This is a genomic window from Micromonospora sp. M61 (assembly GCF_018070245.1).
GTDB lineage: Bacteria > Actinomycetota > Actinomycetes > Mycobacteriales > Micromonosporaceae > Micromonospora > Micromonospora zamorensis.
This window is the reverse complement of sequence record NZ_JAGPYA010000049.1, coordinates 26,182-43,835: the sequence shown is the minus strand read 5'-3', so window position 1 is coordinate 43,835 and position 17,654 is coordinate 26,182. Positions and strand designations below refer to the sequence as shown.

General features: G+C 70.6%; 21 protein-coding genes. 14 read left to right on the top strand and 7 right to left on the bottom strand.

Features of this window, described 5'->3' with window-relative positions:
• From KBX34_RS24580 to KBX34_RS24570, 3 genes are all read left to right on the top strand, one after another.
• The gene (locus KBX34_RS24580; protein ID WP_157743963.1) at nt 1-399 is read left to right on the top strand and encodes a hypothetical protein; all 399 of its coding nucleotides are present in this window, start codon (nt 1-3) and stop codon (nt 397-399) included.
• Nucleotides 400-583: 184 nt separating this feature from the next.
• The gene (locus KBX34_RS24575) at nt 584-1,660 is read left to right on the top strand and encodes an SMP-30/gluconolactonase/LRE family protein (RefSeq protein ID WP_210927171.1); all 1,077 of its coding nucleotides are present in this window, start codon (nt 584-586) and stop codon (nt 1,658-1,660) included.
• Between the two features lie 70 nt (nt 1,661-1,730).
• The gene (locus KBX34_RS24570) at nt 1,731-2,867 is read left to right on the top strand and encodes a toprim domain-containing protein (protein ID WP_210927169.1); all 1,137 of its coding nucleotides are present in this window, start codon (nt 1,731-1,733) and stop codon (nt 2,865-2,867) included.
• Nucleotides 2,868-2,910: 43 nt separating this feature from the next.
• On the opposite strand, the gene KBX34_RS24565 is transcribed toward KBX34_RS24570, so the two are convergent.
• Nucleotides 2,911-3,876: a CU044_5270 family protein gene (locus KBX34_RS24565; RefSeq protein ID WP_210927167.1), complete on the bottom strand. Its 966-nt coding sequence runs from the start codon at nt 3,874-3,876 to the stop codon at nt 2,911-2,913.
• A gap of 17 nt (nt 3,877-3,893) precedes the next feature.
• Nucleotides 3,894-4,463 (bottom strand): RNA polymerase sigma factor, encoded by a 570-nt coding sequence (locus KBX34_RS24560; protein WP_210927165.1) that lies wholly within the window; start codon nt 4,461-4,463, stop codon nt 3,894-3,896.
• A 186-nt stretch (nt 4,464-4,649) separates the two neighbouring features.
• Between KBX34_RS24560 and KBX34_RS24555 the strand changes: the two genes are divergently transcribed.
• Complete coding sequence (locus KBX34_RS24555) at nt 4,650-5,021, top strand: DUF302 domain-containing protein (protein ID WP_141909001.1); 372 nt, start codon at nt 4,650-4,652, stop codon at nt 5,019-5,021.
• Between the two features lie 26 nt (nt 5,022-5,047).
• Here the strand turns inward: KBX34_RS24555 and KBX34_RS24550 are convergent, their stop codons facing one another.
• Nucleotides 5,048-6,232, bottom strand: a complete 1,185-nt coding sequence (locus tag KBX34_RS24550; RefSeq protein ID WP_210927163.1) for a MalY/PatB family protein — start codon at nt 6,230-6,232, stop codon at nt 5,048-5,050.
• Nucleotides 6,233-6,410: 178 nt separating this feature from the next.
• On the opposite strand from KBX34_RS24550, the gene KBX34_RS24545 reads away from it, so the two are divergent.
• Nucleotides 6,411-7,598: an amidohydrolase family protein gene (locus KBX34_RS24545; protein ID WP_210927161.1), complete on the top strand. Its 1,188-nt coding sequence runs from the start codon at nt 6,411-6,413 to the stop codon at nt 7,596-7,598.
• 103 nt (nt 7,599-7,701) lie between these two features.
• Nucleotides 7,702-8,271 carry a hypothetical protein gene (locus KBX34_RS24540; RefSeq protein ID WP_210927159.1) on the top strand — a complete coding sequence of 190 codons (570 nt, stop codon included), beginning with the start codon at nt 7,702-7,704 and terminating at the stop codon, nt 8,269-8,271.
• A gap of 3 nt (nt 8,272-8,274) precedes the next feature.
• On the opposite strand, the gene KBX34_RS24535 is transcribed toward KBX34_RS24540, so the two are convergent.
• The gene (locus KBX34_RS24535; RefSeq protein WP_210927157.1) at nt 8,275-9,192 is read right to left on the bottom strand and encodes an oxidoreductase; all 918 of its coding nucleotides are present in this window, start codon (nt 9,190-9,192) and stop codon (nt 8,275-8,277) included.
• Between the two features lie 55 nt (nt 9,193-9,247).
• On the opposite strand from KBX34_RS24535, the gene KBX34_RS24530 reads away from it, so the two are divergent.
• The gene (locus KBX34_RS24530; protein ID WP_210927155.1) at nt 9,248-9,694 is read left to right on the top strand and encodes a MerR family transcriptional regulator; all 447 of its coding nucleotides are present in this window, start codon (nt 9,248-9,250) and stop codon (nt 9,692-9,694) included.
• Here KBX34_RS24530 and KBX34_RS24525 read toward each other — a convergent pair.
• A complete protein-coding gene (locus KBX34_RS24525; RefSeq protein WP_210927153.1) occupies nt 9,612-10,613 on the bottom strand; it encodes a GlxA family transcriptional regulator in 1,002 nt (333 codons plus the stop codon). The genes KBX34_RS24530 and KBX34_RS24525 overlap by 83 nt on opposite strands.
• A 104-nt stretch (nt 10,614-10,717) precedes the next feature.
• On the opposite strand from KBX34_RS24525, the gene KBX34_RS24520 reads away from it, so the two are divergent.
• The 3 genes from KBX34_RS24520 (at nt 10,718) to KBX34_RS24510 (ending at nt 12,660) form a co-directional block, all read left to right on the top strand.
• Nucleotides 10,718-11,377: a DJ-1/PfpI family protein gene (locus KBX34_RS24520; protein WP_210927151.1), complete on the top strand. Its 660-nt coding sequence runs from the start codon at nt 10,718-10,720 to the stop codon at nt 11,375-11,377.
• 38 nt (nt 11,378-11,415) lie between these two features.
• The gene (locus tag KBX34_RS24515; RefSeq protein ID WP_210927149.1) at nt 11,416-11,730 is read left to right on the top strand and encodes a hypothetical protein; all 315 of its coding nucleotides are present in this window, start codon (nt 11,416-11,418) and stop codon (nt 11,728-11,730) included.
• A gap of 279 nt (nt 11,731-12,009) precedes the next feature.
• Nucleotides 12,010-12,660: a DinB family protein gene (locus KBX34_RS24510; RefSeq protein WP_210927147.1), complete on the top strand. Its 651-nt coding sequence runs from the start codon at nt 12,010-12,012 to the stop codon at nt 12,658-12,660.
• A 12-nt stretch (nt 12,661-12,672) separates the two neighbouring features.
• Here the strand turns inward: KBX34_RS24510 and KBX34_RS24505 are convergent, their stop codons facing one another.
• A complete protein-coding gene (locus KBX34_RS24505) occupies nt 12,673-12,984 on the bottom strand; it encodes an NIPSNAP family protein (RefSeq protein ID WP_088951663.1) in 312 nt (103 codons plus the stop codon).
• An 86-nt stretch (nt 12,985-13,070) separates the two neighbouring features.
• On the bottom strand, nt 13,071-13,556 hold the full coding sequence (locus KBX34_RS24500) for an N-acetyltransferase (protein ID WP_185755273.1): 486 nt from the start codon (nt 13,554-13,556) through the stop codon (nt 13,071-13,073).
• Nucleotides 13,557-13,660: 104 nt separating this feature from the next.
• Between KBX34_RS24500 and KBX34_RS24495 the strand changes: the two genes are divergently transcribed.
• The 4 genes from KBX34_RS24495 to KBX34_RS24480 all read left to right on the top strand — a co-directional run bounded on the left by KBX34_RS24495 (nt 13,661) and on the right by KBX34_RS24480 (nt 17,641).
• Nucleotides 13,661-14,161: a GNAT family N-acetyltransferase gene (locus tag KBX34_RS24495; protein ID WP_210927145.1), complete on the top strand. Its 501-nt coding sequence runs from the start codon at nt 13,661-13,663 to the stop codon at nt 14,159-14,161.
• A 331-nt stretch (nt 14,162-14,492) separates the two neighbouring features.
• The gene (locus KBX34_RS24490) at nt 14,493-15,203 is read left to right on the top strand and encodes a class I SAM-dependent methyltransferase (RefSeq protein ID WP_210927143.1); all 711 of its coding nucleotides are present in this window, start codon (nt 14,493-14,495) and stop codon (nt 15,201-15,203) included.
• Between the two features lie 195 nt (nt 15,204-15,398).
• A complete protein-coding gene (locus KBX34_RS24485; protein WP_088947683.1) occupies nt 15,399-16,016 on the top strand; it encodes a TetR family transcriptional regulator in 618 nt (205 codons plus the stop codon).
• Nucleotides 16,017-16,141: 125 nt separating this feature from the next.
• Nucleotides 16,142-17,641, top strand: a complete 1,500-nt coding sequence (locus KBX34_RS24480) for an FAD-dependent monooxygenase (protein WP_210927141.1) — start codon at nt 16,142-16,144, stop codon at nt 17,639-17,641.
• Nucleotides 17,642-17,654: the final 13 nt, after the last annotated feature.

Genomic DNA, 17,654 nt, shown 5'->3' with positions numbered 1-17,654 from the left:
ATGATTGATCTGGTGACCGTCGGGGCGATCGTCGGCGTCCTGCTCGTCGGTGTCGTGGTCCTGGTCCGCAAGCCGGTCGACGCTCGACGGGTGGTCCGGTGGTCGGCTCTGGTGATCACGGTGCTGGTGGCCGCCGCGCTGACTCCCTACACCGTGGATGATTCCGGGGCTGCGGCCAGCTACCTGCTCGGCGTGCCAGTGGTGGCCGCGACGCTGCCGGTGCTCGCGCAGCGGATCGGTCGGCTGACAGTGGTCGCCGACGTGGTGGCCGCGCTGATCATCACCGCGTGGGGGCTGCTGCTCGGGTTGGGCATCGGTGGCGCGTTCCTGCCGGTGGCGGTGCTCCTGGTGGCCGGCATCGTGGGGATCAGGGCACAGCGACCGTCCACGACCGCCTGAGGCAGTGGCCACTGCGCCGGAAATCTGGCAAAACAACAGACCGTGCATTGACATTAATCACTGGCTTGTCGCATATGCTGCGTCGTACCCACGTTGACGGCCCGCGCGCGCCGTGCCGCCCTCGCGACCACGCCCGCCGTCGATCGCCGGGCTTCGCGCCCGCCGACGTCGACAGGAGTCTTCGATGAACTGGCGTCCCACCATCGCCGCGCTGGGCGGTCTGTGCCTCGCGCTCAGCACCGCACCCCTCACCAGCGGGGCCGCCGCCGCTCCCCCGGACACTCTGCGTGCCGCTCATGTTAGCGCTCACTCCGCAGCCGGTGGCGCGCTCGCCAATCCGCCCGGCACGCCAGCAGGCGCCTGCCCGACGGGGGCCGGATACGGCCCGCCGCTACCGGCCAGTTCCGTAACAGCGCCCAGGATCCAGGGTGGATTCTCGTTCCTCGAAGGGCCGGTCTGGGTCGCCGACGGTGGCTACCTCCTGATGTCCGACATGGCCGCGGGCACCGGGCCGTACAACGTCCAGCCGTCCACGATCCGTCGGTTCACCCCGCCGGCGACCTTCGACACGTTCATCGCCAACGCGGGCAGCAACGGCCTGGCGCTCAGCGCCGACGCCCAGCAGGTCGTCGCGGCGACCCACGACCAGCGGAGCGTGTCCGCGTACCGGCTGAGCGACCGGACCCGCAGCACCGTCGCGGCGAACTACCAGGGCCGGGCGTTCAACTCGCCCAACGACGTCGCGGTCCGTTCGGATGGCGTCGTCTACTTCACCGACCCGAACTTCCAGCGCGGCAACCGCGCCGACCAGATGAGCGGGCGTACCAGCGTCTTCCGCGTCTCCGGCGGCCAGGTGTCACTGGTGGACGACCGGCTGCGCCAACCCAACGGCATCGCGCTCTCGCCGGACGGGACCGCACTGTACGTGGGTGCCTACTCCGAGAACAAGATCTACAAGTACGCCGTCCAGCCCGACGGCAGCACCGGCGCTCGCAGCGTCTTCGTGAACTACATCGGTGGTCCGGACGGCGCGACGATCGACTGCGCGGGCAACGTGTACTGGGCGTCGGGCTCGGACTCCCTGGTGCACGTCTACTCCCCCACGGGCACACAACTCGGCACGATCCGGGCTGGCACCTCCGGTACGACCAACGTGGCGTTCGGCGGCACCGACCGGCAGACCCTCTACGTCACCTCGGGCCCCCGGAACGACTCCGGCCTCTACAGCGTGCGACTCAACATTCCCGGCTACCCGTACTGAACGCAGGGGCGTACCCCGATCCTGGCGGTGACGGGCCGGCGGCAGCTAGCGTGGATCCCGGAGGTAGCCGATGGGCGCACCCCGACTCCGTCAGCCGACGCCAGCGGTACGCGGCGCCGGGCTTGAGCCCGGGCGTCTGCTGGCGGCCGTCGACGCCGCGGTGTCGTACTACCGCGCGCAGCTCGCGCACGCCGACGCGCCGCGCGCCTACCTCGCCGAACGCGGCCTCGGTGTCCTCGTGCAGCGGGAGTGGCCGTGGCGGGTCGGGTACGCCCCACCGGGCTGGAGTGCGCTGACCACCCACCTGCGCGCCGCCGGCTTCACACCGGAGGAGTTGATCGGCGCCGGCCTGTCGACCCGCACCCGGACCGGCCCGGACCGCCTCATCGACGTGTTCCGCGACCGGGTCATGTTCCCGGTACGCGACCCGGCCGGGCACACAGTGGCATTCCTCGGCCGCGCCGGCCCACATGCCGGAGACGTACCGAAGTACCTCAACAACCCGCGGACAGCGATCTACAGCAAGAGCCACCTGCTGTTCGGTCTCGCCGAGCAGCAGGACCGCATCACCGCCCGATGGACCCCGGTCCTCGTCGAAGGGCCCGCCGACGTCCTCGCGGTGTGGCTGTCCTACTCCCGGTCCGGCCGGACCGGAGCGGTGGCTTTCGCGCCCTGCGGCACCACCCTCAGTGACACCCAGGCCACCATCCTGCGGGAGCTGCCCGGTGCCGCGCGGGGCCTGGTCACGGCCTTCGACGCGGACCCGGCGGGCCGCGCGGCGGTGGACCGCGCGTGGCACCTGCTCCGACAGGCGCGCTGTCCCGGCCCGCTGCTGGCGGCCGAGTTCCGCGCCGGCGCCGACCCGGCAGACCTGCTGCGCGCCCCGCACGGCGGGGCCGCACTGCGGGCGACGCTGCGGCGACGGGCGCAGCCCATGCTCGACGCGGTGGTCGACCACCGCCTCACCCGGCTCGTCGAGCGACACCCCCGGTTGCTGGAGGACATCGACGGCAGGTGCGCCGCGGTACGCGCGCTGGTGTCACTGCTGTTCGAGGCGACCAACCCGCAGGAGGCGATCACTGTGGCTCGGCGCATCGTCGCCCACACCGGGGTCGGCGTGGACACCGTCGCGACCATCGCGATCGCGCACCTGGAAGGCTCACTACGCGACCTCTCCTGGCTGGGTGAGGACCGACCAACCGGGTAGGAGATCGGCGCGGTGAGCCGCGCACAGGCGATCCCAGCACCGGTCAGGGCAGTTGCCCCGGTCGGTCCACGATGGCGAGCCGGATGAACGCGGCAGTCGAGTACAGCGACTCCTTGCCGTTGCGCACCACCGACCCACGTCTGCCGAGGAAGACGTGGCTGTCCCGGTCGAAGATGAAGTCCTCGTGGCCACCGATCACGCCGGGCATCCGAATCGCCACCCCGTGCCGGCCGGCGGCGTCCACCACGTCGCCCGAGATGACGACCGCTCCGGGCTCCCGAGCCAGCAGCTCGTACAGCGCCGCCAGCGCTCGGGGCGGCACGTAACCGTCGAGCATCGACCGCGCGGTGGTGTACGCCATGCTCACGTCCCCGTAGACGGCCTCTTCGTCGGCACCCTCGGGAAGATGCAGGTCGACCGGGTGTTCCCGAAGGTGTCGAAGCAGCTCGTCCGGATCGGTGGGCAGATCGTCGTGGTACGCGGGCGGCGGGAACGCGTCGAGCTCCTTGTCGGGATCAACGGGATCATCCATGCGGTGCACCCTCAGATCGCTCCACCCGTTCGGGTCGGCCTCCGGTCGAAAACGTGTCTGCGCGTGGGCGACTCCCCCAGCCGACTCCCACCTCTGCACGCGAATGGTGATGTACGGGCCGCTGTCCGGCATCTCCCGCGTCGTCGCCAGGCGCTCCGTGAAGACGTACTGATCGGGTCGAGCGGTGAGCTCGGGCTGCTGCCGGGCGGCGTCGGCCGCCCTCCGGAAGATCTCCGCGGCGCTGGCAGTGGGCGGCGGCTTGTCGCCCACTCTCATCGTCTGGACCGCCAGCGCACCGGCGGTCAGTGCGACTGCCAGCCCGAACGCCCCGGCGAGGCGCCAACCGCGCAGGAACCAGGCACGACGTCCGGCGGGACGGGCCGCCGAGATCAGGTCGGCCCGCCGGGCGACGTGTGCGGTCAGGTCCGTGAGGAGCTGCTCCTCGAAACCGTGCGACGACTGATCGGTCTTGTTCATGACGCCATCTCCTTCCATCAGGCGAGGGTGGTGACTGGGCGGGCGAGCACAGCGCGGACGACGCGACGGGCACGATGCAGACGGACCCGGGCGGCGACCGGCGAGATCCCGAGGGCGGTCGCCGCGTCCGCGACGGTGAGGCCGTCCACGGCGATCAGTTCGACAAGCGTCCGGGTGTCCTCGGGCAGCTCGCTCAGCGCGCGATGGGTACGGCGGGCCGCCGACTCGGCATCGATGCGCTCCTCGATGCGGGCAATGTCGTCGGGGCCCAGGTCCCGTCGTCCGGCCAGCCGGCCGGTCACCCGCAGCCGTTGGGCCGCCCGCCGTCGCTCGTCGCCGATGACGTTGCGGGCCACCCCGTACAGCCAGCCGATCTGGCTGCCCCGGTCCGGCCGGTAACCTGCTGCCGACTCGATCACCGCGAGGAACACGTCGGCGGTCAGGTCGGCGGCGAGGTGCGGGTCGTCGACCCGCCGTGCCACGAACCGGCCCACCGCCTCCACGTGCCGCCGGTAGAAGACCGCGAAGGCCACCGGGTCGACTCCGACGCCGGAGATGTCATCCTCCGCTGGGCTGGGGTCATTCACAGGCCGTCCTCTCGTAGCCGTTACACCCCTTATTCGTACGGCGGAGCGCGGGTGTTACCGGAGCCTGACGCGGTGCCGACGGCGGGTTGGCGGCAAACCCCCGCGAACCGGCCCGGTTGCGAGCAGGATGAGAGGGATTCGCCCAGCGACACGGTGAGCGGGGGTTCGACCGTGAACGACGGACTGATGACCAGGCGGAGCGCTCACGGTGTCGGAGAGACGATCTCCGCGCTGCGGGCTGAGGCGCAACGGGTCGGTGCTGCGGTGGTGGCGGTGGTCGACCATGCGGCGGCCGCCCGAAAGGTCGGGTTGAGCATGCCCGACACGCAGGTGATCATCTTTGGGAACCCGCAGGCGGGCACGCCGCTCATGCTGGCCCGTCCCGAGATCGCCATCGACCTGCCGATGCGGCTCATGGTGCGCGACGACGGCCAGCCGGGCTCGCTGATCACCTGGCAGGACCCCGCGTACCTCGCCCAGCGCTACGGGCTCGGTGCGGACCAGCTCGCGCCCCTGAACGCCCCGGCCACTGTCGCTTCCGCGGTCGAGGGTCGCTGAGCCCGGCCGCACCACGCGGAGTCCCCCTATGGGCGAGCGACGGCGACGGCCATCCGGCGTACCGCCTCGGTGATCAGCTCCGGCGCGGTGGCCAGATTCAACCGGACGTGCCCGCTGCCGCCGGTGCCGAAGGCCAGACCGGAGTTGAGCGCCACCCGGCCCCGGTCGAGGAACACCGCGGCGGGGTCGTCGCCGAGGCCCAGGGCACGGCAGTCGAGCCAGGCGAGATAGGTGGCCTGACCGGGCTGGTAACGGATGGCCGGCAGGTGCTCGGCGAGCAGCGCGGAGAGGAGCCGACGGTTGTCGTCCAGGCCGGCCAGCAGGGCGTCGAGCCACTCGCCGCCGTCGGTGAAGGCGGCGGTGTGGGCGATCACGCCGAGGTGGCTGGTGCTGACGCTGGCCTCGAACGGAACTCGGGCGAGGTCACCGGCCGCCGCCGGGCCGGCGATCAGGAGACCACCGCGCAGACCGGCCAGGTTCCACCCCTTGGACGCGGACATCAGTGACAGGCCGTTCTCCGCGCCGGGCACCGAGAGGTACGGCACGAAGCGCGCTCCCCCACCCACCACCGGCGCGTGGATCTCGTCGGCGACCACCCGCACCCCGTGCCGCTCGGCCAGACGGGCGACGGCGGTCAACTCGTCCACGGTGTGCAGGACGCCGGTCGGGTTGTGCGGGCTGCACAGCAGGTACGCCGCCGGCCGCCCACCGGCCCGAGCCTGCCGGAACGCGTCCTCCAGCGTGTCGAGGTCGATCCGCAGGTCCTGGCCGAGTGGCGCCTCCACGATCCGGCGGTCGGCGTGCGCCACGAACTCGTAGAACGGTGGGTAGACCGGGCAGTTGACCACCACCGCGTCCCCCGGCTCGGTGACCAGCCGCAGCACTTCGACGATGCCGTGCATGACGTCGGGCACCAGCGCGGTGCGTTCCACTGCCAGCCCGTCCCAACCCCACCGACGCCGGGCGAACTCCGCCAGCGCCTGCGGGTACGCCGTACCGGAGGTGTAGCCGGTGTCGCCGCGCGCGACGGCGTCGGTGATCGCCCGCGCGACCGGCTCGGCCAGCGGCACGTCCATCTCTGCCACCCAGAGCGGCAGCACGTCGTCGGGGTACTCCCGCCACTTGAGGCTCGTCCGTTGCCGAAGCTGGTCGAGCGTGAGCTGGCGAAGGGGGTTCACCGGGCTTCGGGCACCACTGAGCACACCAGTCATCGCTGAAGCCTATTCCGCTTCGTCCGGGCCCCGCCGACGTCGTTGGATGGGCCGGCGATGTCAGGACCGTGACCGTCCCTGGTTGCCGCCGCCGTCGCAGGGGCCAGAGTTCGAGCAGGATTCCGTCGCCGCCGAATGAGAGCCTGACCGGAGCGGTTCACATCAACGGGGAGGGTCGATGACGAAACGTGCGATCCGGGTGGCGCGGATGTTCGACGGCGAACGACTCGTGGACGGCGGGGTGCTGGTCCTGCTGGACGGTGGGCGCATCGTCGACGTGCAGCGGGGCCGGGTCGAGGCGCCGGAGGGCTGGCCCGTGCGCGAGGAGCCGAACGGCACCGTGCTGCCCGGGCTGGTGGACGCTCACGTACACCTGTGCGCCGATGCCGGTCCCGACGCGCTCGGCCGGCTCGCCGAGCGTCCCGAGACGGACCTCGACGCGGTTGTCGAGGCGTCACTGCGCGCGCATCTGGCGGCTGGCGTCACGACCGTCCGGGACCTGGGCGACCGGCGCGGTGCCGTGCTCCGGTGGCGGGCCCGGGAGGTGCGCGACGACCTGCCCACGGTGGTGGCCTCGGGTGCCCCCGTCACCACCGTCGGCGGGCACTGCTGGTCGATGGGGGGCGAGGTGAGCGGCGTCGACGGGATCCGCGAGGCCGTACGCCTGAAGGCGGCAGCCGGGGCCGACCTGGTGAAGGTCATGGCCAGCGGCGGCGTGTTCACCCCCGGCACGGACACCACCCGGCCGCAGTTCACCGACCAGGAGCTGACCGCCGCGCTGACCCGGGCGCACGATCTGGACCTGCCGGTGACAGTGCACGCGCACGCGCTCAACGCCGTCGAGCAGGCGCTGCGCGTCGGTGTCGACGGCATCGAGCACTGCACGTGCGTGACCGCGGCCGGCGCCCACGTCCCCGACGAGGTCGCGGACCGCCTGGCCGCGTCCGGGGTGGCGGTCTGTGCCACGCTCGGCACCGACCCGGCCGTGGTCACGCCGCCGGAGGTGGTGGCGATGGCGGCGCGGGCCGGGCTCAGTGCGGCAACGCTGCGCGACGGCGCCGCCACCCTGCACCGGGCCGGGGTCCGCCTGGTGGCCGGTTCGGACGCGGGTCTCGGCCCCGCGAAGCCGCACGGGATCCTGCCAGAGACGCTGGTCGAGTACGTCGCCTGCGGCATTCCCGCCGCCGCCGCCCTCACCGCGGCCACCTCGGTGGGTGCCGAGGTGTGTGGCCTGGGGCGGCGCCAGGGCCGCGTCCGACCCGGGTTCGAGGCTGACCTGCTGGTCGTGGACGGCGACCCGACGAGCGACATCAGCGCACTGCGCCGCCCGCTCGCCGTCTACCGCGCCGGCAACCCGGTGAGGTGACGATGTCCGAGCAGCAGGCATCCACGCTGTAGAAGCCTCAGCTGATCAATCCCGGCCGGCCTCGGGGTTTCGCCGGCTGTCGCTTCCGGGTAGCGGGTGGCTCATGAACCGCAATCTCGTGAAGGCTCTGCAGGTCGCGTGGGGGCTGCCGGAGTTCCGCAGCGGGCTGCGACACCTCATCGATCTCGACGAGGTGTCGGTGCTGCTGGCCACGCTGTCCGTCGCGGATCAGGATCGCGAGGTGGAGAGCAGCCTGTTGAGCCTGCTGCGGTCCAGCTTGGACACTGTCGAGATCCGGGAAGCGGTGTTGCTGCTGCTGGAGCGGGACGAGGTGCGCCGGCCGCTCGTCGCGGCGGTGGTGGAGCCGCTCGCGGACCGGCCGGGTCAGGCCGCTGCCATCGCCTCGGCGGCCGAGGATCCCGCGGTGCGACGTGAGGTGCGGGCGGTCCTGGACAGCGCCAAGGCGCGCGAGCTGATCTGGCAGGCGATCGACAACCAGGTCAGCGACAACCGGTTCGGCTTGATCCGTCGGGCGACGGTGCTGTTCGTCAGACACCCGAGCGTCCGACGCCTCGCGTGGGCCGCGCACCGGCACGGCGTGTTGCGCGAGCTACGCCGCCGGCCGCTGCCCAGGCCTGACATTGCCGAGGACGGCGGACGAGCGCGAGCGTGAGGGCTATCCGATGACGTCGAGGCCGGTCAGGTCGGCCGACAGCGCCCAGAGTCGGGCTGCCTCACTGTCGTCTGTGGGGCTGCCGTCGGTGCGCTGGCAGTCCACGCAGTAGTCGCCGCCGTTCACGTCGAGTTGAGGTGACGTGGCGGCCCAGACCTGGGTCGCCGCGCCTTGCTCGACGGTCTTGAACAGCCCCGGCGTCGGAGTTCCGTCCGCGTCGATCCAGCCGGCGGCGACCATCTCCTCGACCGCGAGGTGTCGTTGCAGGGGCGTGCGGACCCAGCCGGGGTTGACCGAGAAGGCGCGGACGCGCTGCCCTCTGCCGAGCAGGTCGAGGTGGCGGGCGAACAGCACATTCGCGAGTTTGGACTGGGTGTACGCCTCCCACTTGTCGTACCCGCGCTCGAACTGCACGTCGTCCCAGCGGATACGCCACGTCGGGTTGCGCCCGGAGGCGACCGAGACGACACGAGCCGTGCCGGCGGCGGTGAGCGCGGGCCACAGGAGGTTCACCAACGCGTAGTGGCCGAGGTGGTTGATCGCGAGGTGCGCTTCCCAGCCGGGTCCTGTCCGTGTCTCCGGGCAGGCCATGATCCCGGCGTTCGCGATCAGGATGTCGAGGGCGGAATGGCTGCGAAGGAACCGTTCGGCGAACGCGCGGACGGAGCCGAGGTCGGCAAGGTCGAGTTGATCGACCTCGACCCCGGGTACGCCGGCGAGCGCACGTTGCGCCGCGTCCGGCCGGAGGGCGGGGACGACGACCCGAGCCCCGGCTTGGGCGAACGCCCGGGTCGTGGCGAGTCCGAGGCCGGAGTAGCCACCCGTGACGACGGCGGTCCTGCCGGTCAGGTCGATGCCGGCGAGGACATCCGCGGTGGTGCTGTGGGCGCCGAACATGGTGTGGGTCGTGTGGCTTGTCATGTCGCGGACGCTAGGTGCTAGACCGAGGTCTAGGTCAATGGCTACGGTCGACGCCATGGCGGACGGGGACCTGAGTATCGGGCAGGTGGCGCAGCGCACCGGCTTGAGCGTGCACACTCTGCGGCTCTACGAGCGTGCGGGCCTGCTGGCCGGTGACGTGCGGCGGGACGGGTCCGGCAGGCGTGTCTACAGCGCCTGGGATGTCGAGTGGCTGGCGAACTGCGTGAAGTTCCGCGCTTCCGGCATGCCGCTCACGACGATCAGCCGCCTGGCCCAGCTCGTCCGCGAAGGCAGCGGCAACGAGGCCGAACGGCTCGATCTGCTGCGGGAACACCGGCGCCACATCACCGAGCAGTTGGCGCGGCTGAGCGACTGCCTCGAGCTCGTCGACGTCAAGGTGTCCAGCTACGAGCAGCACCTCACCGCCGGCGGCTCGGGAGATCCCTGGCAACACCCGGTGACGGTTGCGGACGGAAGACCCTCCGGTACGCCCCGGGCGTGACGCCGAGGAGTTGTCCGAACTGGAACCGGAAGTTGCTGGTCGTCGGAAAGCCAGTCTGGGCAGCGATCCGGTCGACGGTGTGGTCCGTGGTCTCCAGCAGGTCCTGCGCGTGGCGGATGCGCACCCCCGACACCCACTGCATGGGGCTCTGCCCGGTCTCGTCCTTGAATCGGCGGGTCAGCGTGCGCACGCTCATGCCGGCAGCGGCGGCGATGTCCGCGAGGGTCAGGTCACGGTACGCGTTCGCCTCGATCCACGAGAGCGCTCGTTGCAGCGTCGACGTCCGGTGCGTTGCCCGGTTCCGAACGATGTACTGCGCCTGCCCTCCGGGGCGGTGCAGCGGCGCGACGGCGAGGCGGGCGGCGTCCGCCGCGACGGCCACCCCGTAGTCGCGCTGGACGATGTGCAGGCACAGGTCGAGACCGGACGAGGCGCCAGCGGACGTCAGGATGCTTCCGTTGTCCGTGTAGAGCACATCCGGGTTCAGCCGGACAGCGGGATGCCTTCGTGCGAGTTCGTCAGCGGCGAGCCAGTGGGTCGTCGCGTCTCGACCGTCGAGCAGGCCCGCTTCGGCCAGCGTGAACGCGCCGACACAGATCGAGGCGATTCGCGTCCCACGGTGGGCTCCGGCCCGCAGTGCCGCGAGAACAGCGGGCGGCGACGGTTGCAACGGGTCGTTCCTCCCTGGCACCACGACGAGGTCGGCCCGCTCGATCGCGTCCAGCCCCTCATCGACGGCCAGGCGCACCGGACCGGCCTGGACGGACGGTTCGTGACCGGCGACGACGACCCGGTATCCCGGGCGGCCGTCCGGTAGGCGCACGCGTCCGAAGGTTTCGATCGGGGTGGCCAGATCGAAGGCAATCACATCGGGGAGCGCAAGCACGACGACGGTGTACACCCCCGCAGGATAGGGCACTTCGCGATTGGCCAGATCCAGGAGCTATCTGTCTTGATAGCCATGGCAACGCGGTCCGGCGCGGCGCAAACATAGGAGGAAACGCTCACCGGAAGAGATCCTCAATGACACAGGTCCACGTCCAGATCGTGCTCTTCGACGGCTTCGATCCCCTTGATGTCATCGCCCCGTTCGAGGTGCTCACCGCCGGCAGTCAGTTCCTCGGTGGCGCGCTCGCCGTGGAGTTCGTCAGCGCGAGCGGTCCCGGCGTCGTACGAGCCGGCAACTCCCAGATCACCCTGACGGCCACCGCCAGGCTCGATCCGGACGTACCCGGCTACGTGGTCGTCCCGGGTGCGGTCGGCCCCGTCGACGGGGACCCGGACGCCGGAGACGAGACGATCCCCGTACTCCTGGGTCGGTTCGCGCAGAGCGACGCGATGCCCCTCATCCGCCGCGCGCTCGACAACCCGAAGATCACCGTCGCGGCCTTCTGCGGGGGATCACTCGCCCTCGCGATGGCCGGTCTCCTCGAAGGTCGCACCGCGACCACGCATGTGCTCGGCATCGACATGCTCGACGCCACCGGCGTGCACGCCGTCCGCGCGCGCGTGGTCGACGACGGCGGCCTGGTCAGCGGCGGCGGCGTGACGTCGGGTCTCGACGTAGCCCTCTACCTGCTCGAACGGGACTTCGGTTCGCAGGCCGCGCACGCGGTCGAGGAGCTGTTCGAGTACGAGCGTCGCGGCACCACCTGGAAGACCACAGGTCAGCACGCGGCCTGACCTGCCCCGCCCCTCGAAGAAGGAAAGTCACGAAGCAGATGAACACCATTGTCGGCACCTGGCTGCTCCGCATGAAGACACCCGTCGGCACCATCGAGGCCGCCTACCACTTCGAGGAACAGGATGGCGTGATCCACGGCAGCGCGACCGGCGCTGGCGAGACCACGCCCCTCACCGACATCGTGGTCCACGAGGACCCAACCGGGCAGCGCGTCACCTGGCGGCAGAGCATCACCAGACCACTGCGGCTCAACCTGGCGTACGACGTCATCGTTCACGGCGACGCCCTCTCCGGCGAGTCCCGCGCCGGGCGGCTGCCGCGGACGCGCGTGACCGGTGAGCGGAGCGCGTGAGGGCGTTCCCGGTGGCGGTCCATATGCTCGCGGCAATCCTCGCCAGCGGTACCGGTCGCCATCGCCGCGAGCATGTTCCCGCGCTCGGCGCCCCCTGGGTCGGTGCCCGCCGGCGCTGCACGGGAGCCCGCGTCGCCGGACATCGGGCGGCGGGCTCTGTCGGACCGGCCCGCTAGCATCGCCGCGAACGCCATCGAGACGGAGGCTGTCATGACACAGGGCGACACCACCACGTTCGTCGACAGGGACCTACGAGGCGCACGGTTCAACAGGTCGACGTTGGCCGGCGCGGTCATGCGCGGCGTCGATGTCAGCGGGCTCGACATCGATGCGCCGTGGCTGGCGGACGGCACGCTGCTGATCAACGGTGTCGACGTGGTGCCGCTCGTCGAGGCCGAGCTCAACCGACGGTTTCCCGGCCGCGAGCTGAAGGATGCCGGCGATCCCGAGGGCCTGCGCGTGGCGTGGGCGGCACTCGAACGGGCCTGGTCGGCGGCCGTCGACCGGGTGGAGTCCATGCCGCAGAGCACCGCCGAGGCCTCGATCGGTGGCGAGTGGTCGTTCGCGCAGACCCTGCGCCACCTCGCGTTCGCCACGGACGCATGGCTCGGCAAGGCGATCCTGCGCCTGCCGCAACCCTTCCATCCGCTCGGGCAGCCATACACCGAGTACGAGACGGATGGATTCGACATGTCGGTCTTTGCTACGCGGCATCCGAGCTTCGCCGAGGTGCTCGACCTGCGTGCCGAGCGGCAGGCGATGGTGCGCGGCTTCCTCGCGACCGTCACACCGGGGCTGCTCGCCGAGCCTCGGCCGACCCCGTGGTCACCCGCGCACGAGCGGCCGGTCCTGCACTGCCTCCAGGTGATCTTCGACGAGGAGTGGGAGCACCTTCGCTACGCGACACGCGACCTCGACGCGCAGCAGTAGGACCGGCCGGGCTCAGTCGGTCGGCAGGAGCGGTCGCATGAAGGTCCGCTCGTACCGCACGACACAACCCGAGTCGTTGCGGATGCTGTCCGCCGCGACGAACTCCGGGTCATTACCGAACCGCGCACGGTAACGCTCGTAGGCTGCCAGGCTCTCGAAACTGAACAGCGCCTCCGCCTTGTCGCTGGCTCCCTCGGCGGGCAGGAAATAGCCGTGGTGCACGCCACCGTGCGCGGCCACCAGCCGCATCCACTCACGAGCGAAGCGCTCGAAGGCCTCGATCTGCGCGGGGTCGATGGTGTAGTGCACGACGCAAGTGATCATCGCGCCACCATACGGGCCGGTGCTCGCGCATCGCAGCACGACCGCGGTCAGCGGCAGGAGCGTGCTGGAAGGTTCGAGAATGCCCGCTAGGCCGTGTCTCCTGGATCCTGGTCGGTGAGATCGAAGCTGCGGTTGAGCAGTTCCAGGCCGGTAACGGGCTGGAAGCCGACCTCGGTATAGAGCCTCAGAGCCGGAGCGTTGTCGGTCTCGGTCTGGAGTGACACACGACGCGCGCCAGCGGAACGCGCGTTGTGGATGGTGTGCTCCAGGAGGGCGTTCGCGATGCCGCTACGGCGATGGCGCGGGGCCACGTAGAGGTCGCGGATCGACCATGCGGTGCCCAGCGTGAGCGACGCCGGCATGATCATGGCCGTGATGAAGCCACAGACGTCATCGGCTCGGATGGCGGCAGCGGCGGAGAGCCGGTGTTGCGCGAGCTGGTCGTGCAGCCAGGTGCGTGTGATCTCAGGGGATGACGGTTGGCCGTAGTGCACGCGATAGTCGTCAAACAGAGCAGCTACCTGATCGAAAGCCGGATGGGCGCAGCCGATGGGCACGATCGTCGTCGTCACGCCGTAAGTGTGGCCGACGGTCAAGCCGAGGTTGGTTACTGTCCCCCGTCTCGACAGCAGGTGCAGCACATCGCTGGGACGAGTGGTGACTAACCTCCCAGGCCATGGGTGAGGTACGCAGGGCGACGGTGGCAGATGCAGCGGAGCTGGTTCGCCTACGTGGGGTGTTCCTCGAGGATGGCGCCTCTCCCGAGCCGGCCACTGACGAATGGCGGCGAGTGGCGTTCGAGGTTCTTCAGATCCGGCTCGCCGCTCCGGACCCGACAATGGTTGCCTTCGTTGTCGACCGTGCTGACCGGTCCGGCGCATTGGCTGCGTGCGCGGTTGGTGCTGTCGACTGCCGGCTCGGCGGGCCAGACGATCCAACGAGCGAGAGCGGATACATCTTCAACGTGGTGACTGATCCGGACCAGCGGCGACGCGGCTACTCCCGACTGTGTGTGAGGGCACTGCTCGACTGGTACCGCGACCGCGGAATCCGGACTGTGGACCTGCGCGCGTCCCCGAGTGGCGAACCGCTCTATCGCTCGCTTGGCTTCGGCCGCACCACCTATCCAGCTATGCGGCTTCGACTGCCCACGAACCAAGTGACGTTGGAGCACTAAGGGCTGGTTGGCGGGGCCACGACCAGCTCGGTATCCGGGTCGTGGTCAGTCCGCGAAGGCCGGCCACGATCAGGGTGCCCGGTGTCCGGTCCACTTGAAGCTGGCACCGTCCACGGTTGTTGGCACCAGTGGTGGCGCCGTCCGGATTGTGTTGGCACTGGTCTCCGGTCTCCGACATCTGGCGTCTGTCTCGCTGTAGCTGGTGACGGCCAGGGCGGTGTCAAACCTCGAAGGTGGGTGCTCGGTTCACCGAAGTTGGCTTGGAAACTGGTAGCGTGCGCGGCTTCCGAGACCTACGCGTCCGCACCAGTTCACGAGGAGGAGCCGAACGATGACGGATACCGGAACGCGGTTGGAAGGCGGCGGCACTTCTGGGTCACGGAGCAGGCGAGCGGACGACTGGCTGGCAGACATCCGGATCTCCTACGACACGGTCGCCGACAGTTACTCCGACTACACACGGGTGGCTTTGGCTGGGGAGCCCTATCTGCTCGCGGCCTTGGCGTTGTTCGCCGATCTGGTCCACGCCGCCGGCGGTGGCCCGGTGGCGGACGTGGGCTGCGGACCAGGCCATGTCACTGCCCACCTGCATAAGCTGGGCATCGATGCCTTCGGCGTCGATTTGTCACCCGCGATGATCGACATCGCTCGGCGGGAGCACCCCGACCTGCGGTTCGAGGTGGGTTCGATGACGGACCTACAACTCGCTGACGCATCGATCACTGCCCTGCTCGCCTTCTGGTCGTTGATCCACATCCCCGACGACGAGATCCCGGCGGTTCTTAGCCACTTTCGGCGGGTGCTGCGTCCCGATGGACCTCTGTTGCTCGGCTTTCACGTCGGAGATGAGTCACGGCTGAAGACGGAAGGCTACGGCGGTCATCCGATGAAGGTCTACGTGCACCGCCGTCAGCCGGACCGGATGGCGACCTGGCTGCGCGATGCCGGATTCACGGTCAAGGCCCAGATGCTGCTCGGCCTCGACGAGAGCCTTCCAGGAGCGGTCCTCTTTGCACACCGCCGGCAAGAAGGTGCCAACTAAACCTGGACGGAGACGCTTCCGCCGTCCGCACCTAGTTGGCACCGCAACTGCTCACGCGCGACGATTAGTGCCACCTTCACGTGGACCGGACACCCGGGACCACGGGCGTTCCCGCAGCATGAACGGCAGTTCCTATCGGCATTTCTGCGTGACCCGCATGTTTGCGTGTCACGCAAGAAGTGCTAGCGTGGTGGCATGACGGGGCTTCGGGAGCGCAAGAAGGCCGAGACGCGGGCGGCGCTCGGCTGGGCCGCCATCCACCTCGCCGTCGAGCGCGGCTACGACAACGTCCGCGTCGAGGACATCGCCGAGGCGGCCGGTGTCTCCCCGCGCACCTTCAACAACTACTTCTCCAGCAAGGCCGAGGCGATCGCCTCCCGCCACCTCGACCGCAGCCTGCGCACAGCCGCCGCGCTGCGCGAACGCCCCGCCGACGAGCCGCTCTGGGCGGCGCTCACCCAGGCAGCGCTGGAGCAGTTCACGCCCGGCCCCGAGGTCGAGGCGATGCCCTCCCCCGCACACGCCCAGTGGGTGGCCGGTGTGCGCACCATGCTCGCCGAGCCCGCGCTGCAGGGCGAGCGGCTGCGCGCCGTCGCGGTCGCCGAGGCCGAGCTTGCCGCCGCGGTCGCCGAGCGCACCGGCACCGACCTCGCCACCGACATGTATCCGAGGCTCGTCGCGGCCGCCGCCAGCGCCGCCGTCACCGTCGCCATGCAGCACTATCTCGACAGCACCGACCCGCCCACCCCGATCGAGCGCCTGATCACCGACGCCTTCGCCCAGGTCGCCGCCGGGCTCCCGCCGCCCCGCTGAAGCCCCGGCCCTCACTCACCGCACAACCTCATCCACGCCTTTCAGCCGCGTCGTACCTCCGCGGCGGGCCGGCCGCGTGCCGCGCCTGCCGTGGCGATGACGCACACCCCGAAGGGATCACCATCATGATCGATGTCCTCATCGTCGGAGCCGGCCCCAACGGCCTCATGCTCGCCTGCGAGCTGGCCCTCGCCGGCGTACACCCCGTCGTCCTCGAACGCCACGCCGCGCCCACCGGCGAGCCCCGCGCCAACGGCCTCGTCGGCCAGGTCGTCCGCCTGCTCGACCGGCGCGGGCTCTACGGGCGGCTCAGCGGCGAGAGCACCCCACCGTCGCCCCAGCCGGCCTTCGTCTTCGGCGCGTTCCCACTGGATCTCACGATGGTCGCGGAGAACCCGCACTACGTGCTCGGCGTGCCGCAAGCCCAGCTCGAGGCCGCCCTCGCCGATCGGGCCGTCGAGCTCGGAGTCGACCTCCGCCGCGGCCATGAGGTCGTCGACCTCCGCCAACGGCCCGACGCGGTCGAGGTCTGCCTTGCCGACGGTACGCAGCTCACCTCCCGCTTCCTCGTCGGTGCCGACGGGGGCCGCAGCGCAGTGCGCCGCCTCGCCGGCATCGGCTTTCCCGGCGCCACCTTCGACCGGTCCATCTCCCGTACCGCCACGGTGAGCGTCCCCGCGTCGTCCCTAGACCCCGACACCGGCGGCCTTCGTGCGCCCGGTTACGGCGTCGTCCCGCCGTTCCAACACACCCGCACCGCGCGTGGCCTGATCGCCTGGGCTCCGTTCCCCGGCCGTCCGGCGATCCTGAGCACGACGGAGTGGCCCGACGCTCCGACCAGCGACGAGACCCCGATGGACCTGGCAGAGCTACGCGCCAGCGTCACGCGGGTGCTCGGCGTGGACATCCCCTTCGGCGCGCCAGAGGGCCCCGGACTGTTGCGGCGGCTGACCGGCGGCAACACCCGCATCGCCGACCGCTACCGCGCCGACCGAGTGCTGTTGGTCGGCGACGCCGCGCACGTGCACCCCGCGATCGGTGGCCCCGGCCTCAACCTGGGCCTCCAGGACGCCGTCAACCTGGGTTGGAAGCTTGCCGCCACGGTGCGCGGCTGGGCACCGCAGGGTCTGCTCGACACGTACGAGACCGAGCGCCGCCCCGTCGCCGAACGGGTCGTCATGTCCACCCAGGCACAGTCGGCGCTCATCGGCCCCGGCGACGAGATCACCGGCCTTCGGCAACTCTTCGCCGAGCTGCTGCGCAAGCCGGAGGTGACAGGGCACATCGCAGCGCTGATGTCCGGCGCGGACATCTACTATCCCGCGGATCCGGCCGACCCGTTGGCCGGCCGCTTCGCCCCCGACGTGGTCGTGCACAGCGAGCACGGCGCGCTACGCCTCGCCGAGCTGACCCGCGTCGCCCGGCCGCTGCTGTTGGACTCCACGGGTGCCTACGCCGGAGTCGCCGCGCCGTGGCGAGACCGGGTCGACGTGGTCACCGGCGCGCTGGAGGGCACGACCGCGACCGCGTTGCTGGTACGCCCCGACTGCTTCGTCGCCTGGTCCGCCGGAAACTCCGACACCCTGCGCGCCTCGCTGGCCCGCCACTTCGGCCTTCCACTGTGAGCGACAGAGCCGT

Excerpts from the sequence above, each read along its gene's own strand:
- KBX34_RS24580 (WP_157743963.1), top strand. The coding sequence starts at position 1 with ATGATTGATCTGGTGACCGTCGGGGCGATCGTCGGCGTCCTGCTCGTC.
- KBX34_RS24575 (WP_210927171.1), top strand. The coding sequence starts at position 584 with ATGAACTGGCGTCCCACCATCGCCGCGCTGGGCGGTCTGTGCCTCGCG.
- KBX34_RS24570 (WP_210927169.1), top strand. The coding sequence starts at position 1,731 with ATGGGCGCACCCCGACTCCGTCAGCCGACGCCAGCGGTACGCGGCGCC.
- KBX34_RS24565 (WP_210927167.1), bottom strand. The coding sequence starts at position 3,876 with ATGAACAAGACCGATCAGTCGTCGCACGGTTTCGAGGAGCAGCTCCTC.
- KBX34_RS24555 (WP_141909001.1), top strand. The coding sequence starts at position 4,650 with ATGACCAGGCGGAGCGCTCACGGTGTCGGAGAGACGATCTCCGCGCTG.
- KBX34_RS24550 (WP_210927163.1), bottom strand. The coding sequence starts at position 6,232 with ATGACTGGTGTGCTCAGTGGTGCCCGAAGCCCGGTGAACCCCCTTCGC.
- KBX34_RS24545 (WP_210927161.1), top strand. The coding sequence starts at position 6,411 with ATGACGAAACGTGCGATCCGGGTGGCGCGGATGTTCGACGGCGAACGA.
- KBX34_RS24540 (WP_210927159.1), top strand. The coding sequence starts at position 7,702 with ATGAACCGCAATCTCGTGAAGGCTCTGCAGGTCGCGTGGGGGCTGCCG.
- KBX34_RS24535 (WP_210927157.1), bottom strand. The coding sequence starts at position 9,192 with ATGACAAGCCACACGACCCACACCATGTTCGGCGCCCACAGCACCACC.
- KBX34_RS24530 (WP_210927155.1), top strand. The coding sequence starts at position 9,248 with ATGGCGGACGGGGACCTGAGTATCGGGCAGGTGGCGCAGCGCACCGGC.
- KBX34_RS24520 (WP_210927151.1), top strand. The coding sequence starts at position 10,718 with ATGACACAGGTCCACGTCCAGATCGTGCTCTTCGACGGCTTCGATCCC.
- KBX34_RS24515 (WP_210927149.1), top strand. The coding sequence starts at position 11,416 with ATGAACACCATTGTCGGCACCTGGCTGCTCCGCATGAAGACACCCGTC.
- KBX34_RS24505 (WP_088951663.1), bottom strand. The coding sequence starts at position 12,984 with ATGATCACTTGCGTCGTGCACTACACCATCGACCCCGCGCAGATCGAG.
- KBX34_RS24495 (WP_210927145.1), top strand. The coding sequence starts at position 13,661 with ATGGGTGAGGTACGCAGGGCGACGGTGGCAGATGCAGCGGAGCTGGTT.
- KBX34_RS24490 (WP_210927143.1), top strand. The coding sequence starts at position 14,493 with ATGACGGATACCGGAACGCGGTTGGAAGGCGGCGGCACTTCTGGGTCA.
- KBX34_RS24485 (WP_088947683.1), top strand. The coding sequence starts at position 15,399 with ATGACGGGGCTTCGGGAGCGCAAGAAGGCCGAGACGCGGGCGGCGCTC.
- KBX34_RS24480 (WP_210927141.1), top strand. The coding sequence starts at position 16,142 with ATGATCGATGTCCTCATCGTCGGAGCCGGCCCCAACGGCCTCATGCTC.